Origin of the sequence: Micromonospora sp. AMSO31t (assembly GCF_008868175.1) — a bacterium.
Lineage (GTDB): Bacteria > Actinomycetota > Actinomycetes > Mycobacteriales > Micromonosporaceae > Micromonospora.
In genome coordinates this window covers 1-14,716 of sequence record NZ_WBKT01000147.1, presented here as the reverse complement: position 1 = coordinate 14,716, position 14,716 = coordinate 1, and the positions used below count along the sequence as shown (strand labels likewise).

Here is a 14,716-nt window from a genome sequence, read left to right as displayed (position 1 = left end):
CGCCCACCCGGCCCCCTTCGTGCCGCCGGTCACCAGCGCGCGCCGGCCGGCGAGCGAGTCCCGGTCGGACAGGGGCGGTGCCATGTGTCTCCTCTCCTCGGGCAGCACGGGACGGACGCGCGGCGGCGTCGTATCAGCATGGCAGGGAGGACGCCTGGAGGACCGCGAGTGCCCGCTCTCGGCGACGCGCAGCATGATCCTCGTCGAACGGGAGACCGGCGCCGAGGTGGAACCGGTCGTGGTGGACCGGACCACCGGCCGCGAGCTGCACTCCGAGCACTTCGTCTTCGCCGCCGGGCCCGCCGCCGGCCCGGTGATGCGCGCCCGCTACGAGGGCGTCACGCCGGAGCGGCAGCGGGGCTAGCGACCCCCCCGCCGGGATCAGGACCCGGGACCGAGCAGCAGGGCGGCCACGGTGGCCGCGGTGGCCAGCACGGCGAGCGCCGCGCTGGTGGCCACGAACCGGCCCAGCGGGACGGCCACCCCGGCGGCCCGGCAGCGCTCGTACCAGATCAGCGTCGCCAGCGACGCCCACGGGGTGGCCAGCGGGCCGACGTTGGTGCCGACCAGCAGGGCCAGCAACTGGGTGTGCCGGTCGGTGGCGATGACCGCCTCGCCGGCCAGGTACGCGGGCAGGTTGTTGACCACGTTGGCGAAGAGCGCGCCGACCCCGCCGGCCCGCAGCGCGCCCTCGGCGCCCGGGTCGGCGCCGATCAGGGTCCCCAGCAGGGTGTCCAGGCCGTGCCGGCCAATGGTCTGCACCACGAGGAACAGCCCGGTCACGAAGACCAGCAGCCGCCACGGGACCAGGGCGAGCCGCAGGCTGCCCCGGGCGCGCACCGCGAACCCGGCGACCAGGATCGCGGCGGCCACCCCGGAGGCCAGTCCGATCTCGACCCCGACCAGGATTCCGGCGACGAAGAGCAGGCAGGCGGCGAGCGCCGTGCGGTAGAGCGCCCGGTCCGGCGGCACGTGCGGCGGCGGCGGGACGAACGGATCCGCTCCGGCGCGGGCCGGCCGCCAGTACCACCACCAGAGCAGCAGCATGGTGATCACGATGGCCACCAGTTGCGGCCACCACATCCGGGCCGCCCAGGGCACCGGCTCCAGGCCGATCCGGTCGCTGGCCAGGATGTTGGTCAGGTTGGACACCGGCAGCAGCAGGCTCGCCGTGTTGGCCAGCCAGACCGTGGTCATGGCCAGCGGGGTCGGCGGCACGCCCAGCTTGCGGGCCAGGGCGATCATCACCGGGGTGAGCAGGACCGCCGTGGTGTCCAGGTTGAGCGCGATGGTGGTCACCGAGGCGAACCCGACGCAGAGCCAGAACAGCGCCCGGTAGCTGCCCCGGGCCGTGATCGCCATCCGGGCGGCGAGCGCGTCGAACACCCCGGCCACGGCGGTCAGCTCGGCCAGCACCACCACCGTGCCGAGGAAGATCAGGATGGGTACGATCCGGCGTACGGTGGCCTCGGCGTCGGCGCGGGGGAGCAGTCCTGTGAGGACGCACACGACGCCCACGACGGCCAGGCCCAGCGCGATCCAGTCCAGGACGTGCAGCCGCCCCCAGCGGGATCGGTCCGGCGCGGTGGACGGCGGCTCGCCCACGGTCTCCACGAGGCATGATCCTCGCACACCCCCGCCCGCCCGGACCGGCCCGACGCGACCGGCCGGCGGCTGCCGAGGGTATCCACGGATTGACGGTCGGTGGCCATAATGACCATGTGGCTGTAGGCGCGCACCCGACCCGGTCCGACCGCCCCATCGACTTCTTCATCAGCTATTCGCCGGCCGACGAGCGCTGGGCGACCTGGCTGGCATGGGAGTTCGAGGCGGCCGGCTACCGCACCCTGCTCCAGGCGTGGGACTTCGTGGCCGGCACCAACTTCATCGACTTCATGGACCGCGGGGTCCGCGAGGCCGAGGTGGTCGTGGCGGTGCTGTCCGAACGCTACCTGCACTCCACCTACGGCAAGCTCGAATGGCAGGCGGCGCTGCGCGCCGACCCGGACGGCACCGGCAACAAGCTGGTCACCGTGCGGGTCGAGGACTGCCCGATCGACGGCCTGCTCGCCACCATCACCTACGTCGACCTGGTCGGCGTGAGCGATCCGGCGCAGGCGCGGGGCCGGGTGCTCGACCGGATCCGGGAGGCGCTCGACGGCCGGGCCAAGCCGATGCGGCAGCCCACCTTCCCGCACCACCTCGACGACCCGGCCGGGGTGCTCGCCGCGCCCGCCACCGGCGCGCCCGCGCCGCGCCGCGCCCGGCGTACCCCGATCAACCCGCCGCCCTTCCCGCCGGCCGCGGCAGCCGCGCCGACGGCGCGCGGCACCCTGAGCGTGCTCCAGGTCGCCGGGCCGCGCTTCGGCCGCGGGGTGATCGAGCCGGGGGCCCCGGTCACCCCGGGCGAGCTCCAGGAACACCTGATGGGCGACCTCACCCTGCTGATGAACGACGGGGTGCCCCGGCCGGACCTGCTGGTGGTGGCCGGCAACCTGACCGAGTCGGGCAGCCCCCGGGAGTTCTCCGACGCGCTGAGCTTCCTCACCGGGCTGCGGGTGCTGCTCGGCCTGGAGCCGCACCGGCTCGTCGTGGTGCCCGGCCCGCGCGACGTCACCATGGCCGCCAGCCGCGCCTACTTCGCCACCTGCGAGGCCGACGACGTCGACCCGCAGCCGCCCTACTGGCCGAAGTGGCGGCACTACGCGCGCCTCTTCGACGAGCTCTACCAGGGCCTCGAGGACCGCATCTTCGACAGCGAGCAGCCGTGGACCCTGTTCCCGGTGCCGGACCTGCGGGTGGTGGTGGCCGGGCTGAACTCCACCGTGGCCATCACCCACCGCGAGGAGGACCGGTACGGCTTCCTCGGCGAGGCCCAGTCCACCTGGTTCGCCCAGCGGCTGCGTCACTACCAGCAGTCCGGGTGGCTGCGGCTCGGCGCCATGGCGCACGCCCCCGGCCCGCGCACCCCGTACGCGGACGAGGTGGCCGTGTCCGACGGGGTGTCGCTGCGCGACCGCGGCTCGTTCAACCGGCTGGTCGGTCCGATGCTCAACCTGCTGCTCGCCGACGCCGCGCCCGGCCCCCGGGTCGACCCGGTGGTGCCGCTGGCCACCGCCTCGCGGGACGGCCGGGCCCAGGTGCTGCGGCTCGGCGCCGACGGGATGACCCGCTGGGTGCTGGGCCGCGACGACCGGCACGACATGGGCGAGCCGACCCGGCTGAGCTGGCCGCGTGCCGACGCGACCTTCGGCGCGGCGGGCCCGGCCCAGGTGCCCGACCCCCGGCTGCCCACCGTGGTGGAGGGACCCACCCAGGGCTCCGCCGAGGACCCGCCGGCGCCACCGGCCGTGCCCGCGCCCGCTCCGCTGGAGCGCCTGCTCGACCGGCTCGCCGAGGTCTGCGAGGCGCGCCACGACCGGGTGGTGGTCCGCCGCGTCGAGGCCGACCCGCCGCACCTCTACGTCACCTACCGGGCGGACGGGGTGGTCCGGCAGCAGCGGGTCGGGGCGCACGTGGGCACCCCGTCCCCGGCCGACGTCGACGGTTTCGCCCGGCGGGTGCACGCCACCGACCCGGACATCCCCTCCGAGCTGGTCTACGACGGCGACCGGGTGCCGCGCGGGCTGGCCGAGGCGGCGCAGCGGCGCGGCGTGCGGCTGCTGCACCTGACCGAGTTCCAGGGCCTGCTCGACCTGCGCGACTACGTCGCGGCGCAGACCGCCCGGCTGCAGGCCGACCGGCTCTACCCGCCGGTCCAGTACGTCCCGCAGCGCTACCGGCACCTGGTGGGCGCCGACCAGCGGGTCCGCGAGGACGTGGTGGACGAGCTGCTGGAGCTGATCTCCGCGCCGGACGGCCGGTTCGTGCTGGTGCTCGGCGACTTCGGCCGGGGCAAGACCTTCGCGCTGCGCGAGGTGGCCCGCCGGCTGCCCACGGCCGCCCCCGACCTGATCCCGATCCTGGTGGAGCTGCGCGCGCTGGACAAGGCGCACTCGGTCGACGGGCTCGTGGCCGCCCACCTGGCCAACCACGGCGAGCAGGTCATCGACCTCAAGGCGTTCCGCTACATGCTCCGCCAGGGCCGGATCGTGCTGCTCTTCGACGGTTTCGACGAGCTGGTCGCCCGGGTGACCTACGACCGGGCGGCCGACCACCTGGAGACGCTGCTCCAGGCGGCCGAGGGCCACGCGAAGATCGTGGTGAGCAGCCGGACCCAGCACTTCAAGACCAACTCGCAGGTGCTGACCGCGCTGGGGGAGCGGGTGGGCCTGCTGCCGCACCGCCGGGTGGTGGCCATCGAGGACTTCACCCCCGGCCAGATCGAGACCTTCCTGCGCAACCGCTACGGCGGCGACGAGCGGGCCGCCCGCGAGCGGCTGGACCTGCTGGCCGGGGTGAAGGACCTGCTCGGCCTCTCCCGCAACCCGCGGATGCTCGGCTTCATCGCCAACCTCGACGAGGGGCGGCTGGCGGCCGTGGCCGGTGCGGGCGGCACGTTCAGCGCGGCCGCGCTGTACCGGGAGATCCTGGAGTCCTGGCTGGACTTCGAGGAGCGGCGCACCCAGGGCATCCCGGGCGCTCCGGTGAGCCTGCGCCGGCCCGAGCTGTGGCACGCGGTGAGCCGGCTGGCCTTCCAGCTCTGGGAGAGCGGCGAGTCCTACCTGCGGCTGGCCGAGTTGGCCGAGGCCGCCGGTCAGCTCGCCGGGCTGGCCGACTCCCGGCTGTCCGGGCCGCAGGCCATCCACGCGGTGGGCGCCGGCAGCCTGCTGGTCCGCACCGACGACGGGCTGTTCGGGTTCATCCACACCTCGGTGATGGAGTGGCTGGTCGCCGAGGGGGTCGCCGCGCAGCTCAACCGGGGTGAGGAGCCGGCCGCGCTGGCGGTGCGCCCGCTGTCCGCGCTGACCGTGGAGTTCCTCGGCGACCTCGCCGATCCGGCCCGCTGCACCGCCTGGACCGCCCGGGTGCTGGGCGACGAGGCGGCCGGCGAGACGGTCCGGGCCAACGCCCTGCGGCTCAGCGCCCGGCTGCGGCTGCCCGACCGGGCCGACCTGCGCGGCGCGGTGCTGCGCGGCGAGGACCTGTCCCACCGGGAACTCGCCGGGGCGGACCTGACCGGCGCCGACCTCACCGACACCCGGCTGGTCGCCACCAACCTCACCGAGGCGAGGCTGGAGCACGCCCGGCTGCGCGGCGCTCGCCTGGACCATGCCCGCCTCGCCGGGGCCGACCTGCGCGACGCGGAGCTGGCCGGCGCCCGGCTGTTCCGCGCCGACCTGCGTGGCGCGCGGATCAGCGGTAGCAGCTGGCACCGGACGGCGCTGATCGACGTGAGCGCCGACGCGGCGCTGCTGCGCGCGCCGGAGCTGCGCGGCGCCGTGGTCGCCCCGGGCCGCCCGGTCGCGCCGGGCCTGGCCCCGCCCGCCGTCGGCGTGGCGTACGGCTTCGAGGTGGGCCGGCTGCCGGTGCCGGTGGCGTACAGCCCGGACGGGTCGGTGCTCGCGGTGGGCAGCGACGACGGTGGTGTGCTCATCTGCGACACGGCGGCCGGGCTGCCGGTGCGTACCCTCCAGGGCCACCGGGGCCGGGTCTACGCGGTCCGCTTCGACGCCGCCTCGCACCAGCTCGTGACCGGTGCGGCCGACCTCACCGTCCGGTTCTGGGACGCCGACCACGGCGACGTGCGGCACGTCATCGAGGACGTCTTCGACGGCTGGGTGTGGCCGCTGCTCACCGACGGCGCGCGGGGCCGGCTGGTGGTCGGCGACGCGGCCGGCGTGGTCCGGCTCTACGACACCCGGACGGCCCGGCTGCGGCAGGAGTGGCCCGGCCACGCCGCGCCGATCTGGGGCACCTCGTTCAGCCCGGACGGCCGGCGGGTCGTGGTGGTCGACAGCGCCGGCGTGGTGCGGGGCTGGGACATCCCCTCCGGCCGGCTCGCCTTCGAGGTGCGCGAGCCGGAGGTGGTCTACCGTGTGGTGCACAGCCCGGACGGCCGGCTGCTGGCCGCGGTCGGCCAGCACGGCCGGGTGTGGATCCGCCGGGCCACCGACGGTGAGCTGCTGCGCCAGCCGCGCGGCCACGAAGCCGACGTGTACGCCCTCGACATCCACCCGGACGGCACCCTGATGGCGACCGGCGACACCCACGGCGCGCTGCGGCTCTGGGAGCTGGAGACCGGCCGCCCGGTCCGGGTGCTCGGCCGGCAGCGCGGCGCGATCTACAGCGTCCGGTTCAACGGCGACGGCAGCGTCCTGGCCACCGCCGCCAGCGACGGGGCGATCCAGCTCTGGGACAGCGCCGACGGCCAGCTGCGGCACGAGCTGACCCGGCACCGCGGCTCGGTCTGGCCGGTGGTCTGGCGGCCCGACCAGGCCCAGGTGGCGACCAGCAGCAACGACGGCACCACCCGGCTGTGGGACGTGCGCTCCGGGCAGCTCCAGCACACCCTGCGCGGGCACGGCCGGCGGGTCACGGCGCTGTCCTTCCGGGACGACGGCGAGGTCCTGGCGGCCTGCGGCAACGACGGCGTGGTCCGGCTCTGGGAGCCGCGCACCGGCCGGCTGGTCCGGCAGCTCGCCAGCCCGGCCGACCGGCTGCTGTCGGCCGTCTTCTGCCCGGGTGAGTCGCTGGTCGCCGCGCCGAGCGGCGACGGCGGCGTGCACCTGTGGAACACCGACACCGGCCTCGACGAGCGGGAACTCAACGTGGACACCGACCACGTCTGGGCGACCGCGTTCAGCCCCGACGGCGACGCCCTCGCCACCGCCAACGACGACGACACCGTACGGCTGTGGTACCGGCGTACCGGCCGGCACTTCGCCACCCTCACCCCGCACCGGGGCCGGGTGCGCGCCATGGCGTTCAGCCCGGACGGCGAGACCATCGCCACCGGCTGCGACGACCAGCTCGTCCGGCTCTGGGACGCGGCCACCGCGACCTGCCGGCTCACCCTCGAACACCACACCGATCGGGTGTACGCGGTGTCCTTCAACACCGACGGGACGCTGATCGCCAGCGCCAGCAACGACGGCGTCGCCGTGGTCTGGGACGCGCTCACCGGTGAACGGCGCACGGTGCTCACCGAGCACACCGGCCGGCTCTGGTCCTGCGCGTTCAGCCCCAGCGGCAACCTGCTCGCCACGGCCGGCGACGACCTGGTGATCCGGCTCTGGGACCCGGGCACCGGCCGGCTGCACGGCACCCTGGCGGCACACACCCGGCGAGTCTGGTCGGTGGCGTTCAGCCCGGACAGCAGCCTGCTGGCCAGCGCCGGCGACGACGGCACCGTGCGACTGTGGGACGTCGCCGACCCGGAGCACGCCCAGCTGCGGGCCACCCTGATCGGGCTGCCCGACGGCTGGGCGGCGGTGAGCCCGGACGGCCGGTACAAGCTGGACGGCGACCCGGGCGGCCAGTTCTGGCACGTCATCGGCACCTGCCGGTTCGAGGTGGGTGAGCTGGACCCGTACCTGACCCAGGTGCGGCGGCTCTCCGTGGACGCCCCGTTCTGACCTCCGGCGGCCGCACGACGTGACCGTCACCAGCGTCGTCGCGGGCCGTTTCGTTACACGATCCGGCGGTTCTGGCTGACCGATCAGTCCGGCCGGACGTGCGGCGTGGCCAGGCGAACCGATCAGTTTGACGCTCCGTCACGATCTCGACACAGAAGTTGTGGGTCTCTTCCGCGATCGATGTGCTGGCGCGGGACCAGCGCCGTCGGTGACGGCCATCGAGGAAGAGGTGGCTCATGGTGGCTCTACGACGGCTGCTCGCCGGCCTGACCGCGGCGGTGGTGACCGCGGCGCTCGCCCTCGTGTGGACGGCGGCGCCGGCCCACGCGGACGAGGCGTGGGAAAGCGCGCTCCGGACCCTGATGTCCCGCACGGCCACCTGGGCCGAGGGCGGCCTGTCCCGGGTCGGCCTGCTCGGCCAGCCGTTGCCGCTGCTCGGCTTGAGCCCGGGCGCGCTCGTGGCAGTCCGAGCCGGGCAACCTGCTCGCCGTCTCCTCCTCGGTGAAGACCACCGGCCGCGTCACGGTCAGCGTGCCGGGCGCCACCGGCGCCCTCGGCCAGGGCGTCGGCGTGGACGTCAGCTGGAAGGCCGGCGAGCAGCCGGTGGTGGACACCAGCAGCCTCGACGGGATCTTCGCCGTCGACTTCAACCCGGACGACCCGAAGGCCCTCTTCGCGGTCGTGGTCGAGGCGCTGCGGCTGGTCAACGCCGCGCTCACCGAGCCCGGTGGCGGCAGCGGACCGCTGAACACCGAGATCCCGCTGCTCGGCCGCTCAGCCCGGGAGCTGCTCGGCGTGGACGAGAGCGGCGCCGGCAAGGGCGTCACGTTCACCGCCGACGGGGCGGACTTCCTGCTCAAGGACGCCAACCGCAGCGGGGACGCGGCCTTCGACCCGCGGCTGGCCGGGCGCACCCTGGTGATCGGCAGCAGGGCGTACCGGGTGCTGGACCGGGTGGACGGCCAGACCCTGCGGGTCGACGCGGCCGGCACGCCGAAGCCGGAGAACGGCACGGCGTACGCGCTGCGGCCCGAGCTGGCTGACGCGCTGGACAAACTGCTCGCCGCGCCCCCGGACACCCTCCAGGACGCCCTCGACCAGCTCAACACGGCGATCGGCGCGGACAGCGGGATCCAGTTCACGCTCGACGAGCGGGCCGGCGGCCCGTACCTGCGGGTCGGCCTGGACTGGAAGCGCAACGTCCGCACGGCCGGGCCGCTCGCCTTCGCCTGGGACGGCGCCCGCGACCTGGTCAGCCTCGACAGCTCGGGCACCTTCGCCCTCGACGTCGACGCCCGCGCGCAGCTCGGCCTGCTGCTGCCGCTGAAGCTCAACTCGGCGCCCCTGCTGGACAAGAACTCCTCGGCCAAGGTGACGGTGAAGGGCGGGGTGGACGACGCGGCGCTGGCCGCCCGGGTCGGTCCGCTCGCCCTCGACCTCGGCAAGGACCCCGACTTCGCCAGCGTCAAGGCCGACCTCAGCGTGGGCCTGGGCGGGCTCGCGGCCGACGGGCCGGTCACCGACCTGCTCGGCCTGACCCCGACGTTCACCACCGCCGGCGTGGACTGCGGCGGCGGGATCGGCAGCGCGACCACGCCGATCTGCGCCCGCGCGCCGCTGTTCGTCGACAACTGCGAACCCGCAGACGCCACCAACCTGCTCACCTTCACCATGGGCCTGGACCTCGCGCCGCACGCGCAGACCCCGGACCTCACCTCCTGCTTCGCCAACCTGTCGCTCAAGCTCACCGACTTCAACGTGGGCATCGACGGCTACCTGGCCAAGGTGGAGGACGCGCTCCGGCTGGCCAGCTTCGACGGGAAGCTGCCCCTGGTCGGCGACGACCTGCAACAGGGCCAGAAGTTCGTGGCCGAACTGCGCGCGGACGTCAAGGCCGCCATCGGCCCGGTGCTGGCGAACGCCACGCTGGACAGCGCCGGTGTGCAGAGCGGGCTCAACGACGTGCTGGCCGACCTCGACCCCGGCGTGAGCGCGGTGGTCGGCTGCCGCAGCGGGGTGGCCACCCCCTGCCAGCCGGAGGACTTCCAGTCCATCCGGATCAAGCTGACCGCGTCGCGGGGCGCGCCCTCGGCCGCGGACGGCTGCACGAACGCGAGCGACAGCGACACCTGCCTGGGCGTCAACGTCCCGCTCGACCTGGGCATCCCCGGCCTGTCGCTGAAGGCGAAGAAGGGCGCCCCCGACGGCATCCAGGCCAAGCTGGGCTGGAAGCTGCACCTGGACCTGGTCCTCGACCGGGACGAGGGCTTCTACGTCCCCACCCACGACGGGGACACCGCGCCCGAGGTGCAGATCGGCGCCGCCTTCGACATGACCGGCGACCTGGCCGCCCAGCTCGCCTTCATCCAGGTGAACGCCACCAAGCAGGGCACCGCGCCGCTGGTGCGGGCGTACTTCGGGGTCGACCTCAAGGGCTCGGCGGGGGAGAAGAGCTGCTTCGACCCGGCCGTGGCCGCGGACTGCGCGGCCGACCCGGACGCGAAGCTCACGCTCGCCGAGTTCACCGACCTTGGCTCCCTGCTCGCCACCGACCTCACCGCCCAGGTGAACATCGACTGGAAGCTGGCGGCGGCGGTCAACACCGGCGACGAGGTGGGCTCCGCGCTGCCCGGTGTCAGCGCCCGGTTCGGCCTGAAGTGGGGCCTGGAGCACAAGCAGGGCGGGCTGAGCGCCTCCGGCGGCGGGGTCACCACCCCGCTCCAGGTGACGTTCACCGACATCGCGCTGGACGCCGGCGCCTTCTTCAGCAAGATCCTCAAGCCGGTGGTGGAGAAGCTCAAGGCGGTCACCGGTCCGCTCCAGCCGGTCATCGACACCCTGTACGCGCCCATCCCGGTGCTGTCGGACCTGTCGAAGGCCACCGGCGGACCGGACATCACCCTCGTCTGGCTCGCCAAGACGTTCAGCACCCTCACCGGCGGCCCGAAGCTCGACTTCGTCGACACCGTCCGCGCGGTGATCACCTTTGTGAACCGGATACCCGACTGCGACGCCGGCTGCTCGATCCCGCTCGGCCAGTTCCTGGTCGACCCGGCCAAGGCGCTCACCACCGAGGCATCGCCGGCGTCCGCGGAGAGCCTGATCAAGCGGGACGACCCGTTCACCAGCGCGAAAACCGCCGACGAGGTGAAGTCCGCGGTGGACACCGCCGCCGGGGACGACGGCGAGAAGCTGTTCGCGGCGGGCGCCGACGGGAAGTCCAACGCCCAGAAGACCGGCTTCAGCTTCCCCATCTTCGACAACCCCGGCTCGCTGTTCGGGCTGCTCATGGGGCAGGACGTCGAGCTGGTCAGCTTCGACTCCGGTCCGCTGTCGCTCGGGTTCAGCTGGCGGCAGTCCTTCGGCCCGGTCTACGCCCCGCCGCCGGTGCTGGTCACCCTCTCCGGCAGCGCCTCGGTGACCGCCCGGTTCATCGCCGGGCTCGACACCGCGGGCATCCGGCACGCCGTGGAGGCCGCCACCGACGGCACCGACCTCGACGCGGTCAGCCTCCTCGACGGCCTCTACTTCAAGACCGCCGACAGCACCGGCAAGGCCGTCCCGGTGGTCACCCTGCGCGGCGAGATCGCCGCGGGGGCCGAGGTCAGCGTGCTCATCGTCAAGGCGGGCATCGAGGGCGGCATCCGGCTGACGGTCGGGTTCAGCTGGAACGACCCGAACAACGACGGGAAGTTCCGCACCAGCGAGTTCCTCCAGGCGCTGCTCGTGAACCCGGTCTGCCTCTTCACCACCAGCGGGCAGCTCTCGGTGTTCCTCAAGGTCTACATCACCATCGACCTGTTCCTGTTCTCCAAGACCTTCGACTTCACGCTGGTCGACGCCACCCTGCTCGACTTCCGCGCGCAACCCGACTGCACACCGAAGCCACCCGAGCTGGGCGGCACGGTCGGGGACACGCTGGTCGTCTTCGCCGGCAAGTTCGGCACGAAGGACCAGCGTGGGGACAAGGCGTGGGACAACGGCGCCGGCACCTACGCCGGTGACGTGGTGAAGGTGTACGCCGTGCACTTCGCCAACGGCGACGCCGACTTCGACGGCTTCGCGGTGGAGGCGCTCGGGCGCAAGCAGGAGTTCCTCGACCCGAATCTGACCCGGGTGGTCGTCGACGGGCGGGGCTACCAGGTGGCCGACGCCGACAAGGTCTCCCTGTCGGTGCTGCTGCTCGGCGACGGTGACACCGGCGGCGACGGCACGAAGACCTCGGCGTTCGACAAGGCGGCCGTCGTCCTCGGCTCCGACGGCCGGGACCAGATCCGCACGGGCACCGGCCCGGCCTGGGTGGACGGGCGCGGCGGCGACGACGTGATCGTCACCGCGGAGGCGGCCGGCCAGGTCAGCCGGGTGGCCGGCGGCGCCGGCCGGGACACCGTCACCACCGGCGACGGCAACGACGTGGTGGCCGGCGACAGCGACCTCGGCGCCGTGGACCGGCCCGGCACGACCACCGTGCACACCTCGGTCGGGGACAAGAGCCTCACCGGTCTGGTCGACTGGACCAGGCTCAAGGACCCGACCGAGGAGACCGCCGGCGCGGACGACCACGTCACCGTCGGGCACGGCGCCAGCAGGGTCTACGGCAACGGCGGCGACGACGTCGTGGGCGTGGTCCTCGACGACCGGCCGAACGGGACGAACCTGATCATCGGCGGCCCCGGCGCGGACATCCTCAACGGCGGCAAGGCCGACGACACCATCCACACCGCCGGCAGCAGCGTCCCGGCCGACCCGGACGCGGCCGGCAGCGGCGACGCCGGGCTGACCAACCGGGTCGACACCGGCTCCGGCCAGGACACCGTGCACGGCAGCGCCGGCGCCGACCTGGTCGTGTCCCACTCGGCCAACGGCCAGACCGGCCACGTGTACGGCTACGGCGGCGACGACGTGCTGGTCGGCGGCTACGGCACCGACGAGCTGTTCGGTGGCCCGGACGAGGACTACGTGATCGCCGAGCCGTCCAGCGTGGGCGACCCGGACGGCACCGACGGGTACGGCCCGGCCCGGCAGGTCGTCCACCAGCCGCTGCCGGCCGGCACCCAGTCGCAGGCCAAGCTGCTCGTCGGTGGCCTGGGCAGCGACCACGTGGTCGGCGGCGACGGCGGGGCGACCGTCTTCGGTGACCGGCGACTGACCGCCGAGACCTGCGCCGACGCCACCCTCGCCGGCGACCAGCCGGCCCCCACCGACCAGGGCTCCGCCGACCTCATCCTCGGCGGCGCCGGGGTCGAGGTGGTCACCGCCGGCAGCGGCGACGACCGCGCCGACCTCGGCGGCGGCGACGACCGGGCCTGCGGCGGTCCGGGCGTCGACCAGCTGCACGGCGACGACGGGATCGACCTGCTCTTCGGCAACACCGGCGGCGACAGCGGCGGCGACGAGGTGTTCGGCGGAGAGGGCGCGGACGTGCTCTGGGGCGGCCGGGGCTGCGACCCGGTGCTCGACGCGACGAACCCGCAGTGCCTGGTGAACGGCGTGTTCAGCGCCGCCGCCCGGGGCCAGCAGGACCAGTACGTCGACCACCTGTTCGGCGGCGCCGGGGCGACCGGCGGCCCGGCCGTCGCCGCGGTGCTCGGGTCCGACCTGCTCGACTTCCGGCCGCGCGGCTCCTACCCGGACAACTGCGCGGCGGGCGCCTGGCCGGTGGACCTGGCCGCCGGCACGGTCGACCCGTGCCGCTGGTTCGAGGCGACCAACCTGGACAACGACGTCCTCGCCGACAACCAGCACCACCACGGCACCGACTGGATCTACGGCGGCTGGGACCGGGACGTGCTCCAGGGCGACGTGACGCAGAACGGGCCGAACAACGGCGACCGGCTGCTCGACTGGAACGGCGCCTACAACCTGTTCACCCACTGCAACTCGGCGTACGGCGGGTTCAACGACGTCCGCCAGCACAGCCCGGCCATGCAGAACTTCCTCGGGCAGGTGGCCTGGGCGACCGGCGCCGGTCGCGGCGCGAGCGACGTGACCACGGCCGGCACGTCGGCCTTCCTGGAGCTGGCCCTGACCTACCCGCGGGACAACCGGGACCACGGGGCCGGCCCGGCGTTCCCCGGCACGCCGGGGCACTTCGACACACCGTCCTGCACCGACTGAGGACGCGTCCGGGGCCCGGCTCTCCTTCGGGGGGAGCCGGGCCTCGGCGTCGGTCAGCTCCCGGGCATGACCACGGCGTTGCCGGTCACCCGGATGCCGCCGGTGGCCGGCACGTCGACCACCAGCAGGCCCGGCCGGCCCAGGTCCGCCCCCTGGTGCAGGTGCAGCGTGGTCGGCGGCTGGACCAGACCATGGGTACGCAGGTAGCCGCCCAGCGCGGCGGCCGCCGCCCCGGTGGCCGGGTCCTCGACGACGCCACCGACCGGGAAGGGATTGCGGACGTCGAACCGCGTGCCGGCGGCGCGCCACACCAGCGCCACGGTGGTCCAGCCCCGCCGGAGCATCAGGTCGCGCAGCCGGTCGAAGTCGTAGTCGAGCGCGGCCAGCCGCTCGCGGGTCGCTGCCCCCAGGATCAGGTGGTGCGCCCCGGCGTACGCGACGCGGGGCGGCAGCGACGGATCGAGGTCGGCCGCGGCCCAGCCCAGGGCGGCGAGCGCCTCGGCCAGGTCGTCCGGCGTCGCCGGGGCGTCGGAGGGAGCCACGCTTGTCAGCGTCGCGGTGGGCCGTCCGTCGGTGTCCCGGGCGGTGGCGACCGGAACCACGCCGGCCGGGGTGCGGAAGACCAGGTCGCCGGTGCCGGCGCGCTCGGCGACGGCCACGGCGGAGGCGATGGTCGCGTGGCCGCAGAACGGCACCTCGGCCTGCGGGCTGAAGTAGCGGACGTCGAACTCGCCGGGGCCGGCGGCGGTGAGGAACGCCGTCTCGGAGTATCCGACGTCGGCGGCGATGGCCTGCATCTCCGGGCCGGTGAGGGCGCCCGCGTCGAGGACGACGCCGGCGGGGTTGCCCGCCGCCGGGTCGGTGGTGAAGGCGGCGTACCGCAGGACCTGCGTCATGGCGCCACCGTACGCGTCAGCGCCCGGCGGGCCCCGCCCACCGGATCTCGCCCTCGTGCCGGACGTCGGTGGGTGCCAGGCCGGCGGCGGTGGCGACGGCGGCGGAGGCCCGGTGGTCCGGGTGGATGTGGGCGATGACCGTGCGCACCCCCTGCCGCCCGAGCCAGGCCACCAGCCCCCGGGCCG

The 14,716-nt window shown here is 74.4% G+C and carries 5 protein-coding genes; 3 read left to right on the top strand and 2 right to left on the bottom strand.

Annotated elements, in window-relative coordinates:
• Positions 1 to 193 precede the first annotated feature (193 nt).
• Positions 194 to 364 carry a hypothetical protein gene (locus tag F8274_RS24625; RefSeq protein WP_192579967.1) on the top strand — a complete coding sequence of 57 codons (171 nt, stop codon included), beginning with the start codon at positions 194 to 196 and terminating at the stop codon, positions 362 to 364.
• 17 nt (positions 365 to 381) lie between these two features.
• Here F8274_RS24625 and F8274_RS24620 read toward each other — a convergent pair whose 3' ends face one another.
• Positions 382 to 1,614: an SLC13 family permease gene (locus tag F8274_RS24620; RefSeq protein WP_151464743.1), complete on the bottom strand. Its 1,233-nt coding sequence runs from the start codon at positions 1,612 to 1,614 to the stop codon at positions 382 to 384.
• Positions 1,615 to 1,721: 107 nt separating this feature from the next.
• Here F8274_RS24620 and F8274_RS24615 point away from each other — a divergent pair, with 107 nt between their 5' ends.
• Positions 1,722 to 7,517 carry a TIR domain-containing protein gene (locus F8274_RS24615; RefSeq protein WP_151464742.1) on the top strand — a complete coding sequence of 1,932 codons (5,796 nt, stop codon included), beginning with the start codon at positions 1,722 to 1,724 and terminating at the stop codon, positions 7,515 to 7,517.
• A 501-nt stretch (positions 7,518 to 8,018) separates the two neighbouring features.
• Complete coding sequence (locus F8274_RS24610; RefSeq protein ID WP_151464741.1) at positions 8,019 to 13,634, top strand: calcium-binding protein; 5,616 nt, start codon at positions 8,019 to 8,021, stop codon at positions 13,632 to 13,634.
• 53 nt (positions 13,635 to 13,687) lie between these two features.
• Here the strand turns inward: F8274_RS24610 and F8274_RS24605 are convergent, their stop codons facing one another.
• A complete protein-coding gene (locus tag F8274_RS24605) occupies positions 13,688 to 14,530 on the bottom strand; it encodes a PhzF family phenazine biosynthesis protein (protein ID WP_151464740.1) in 843 nt (280 codons plus the stop codon).
• Between the last annotated feature and the right edge of the window lie 186 nt (positions 14,531 to 14,716).

What these genes read in the sequence shown, in the direction of transcription:
- F8274_RS24625 (WP_192579967.1), top strand. Translation starts at nt 194, where the DNA reads ATGATCCTCGTCGAACGGGAGACCGGCGCCGAGGTGGAACCGGTCGTG.
- F8274_RS24605 (WP_151464740.1), bottom strand. Translation starts at nt 14,530, where the DNA reads ATGACGCAGGTCCTGCGGTACGCCGCCTTCACCACCGACCCGGCGGCG.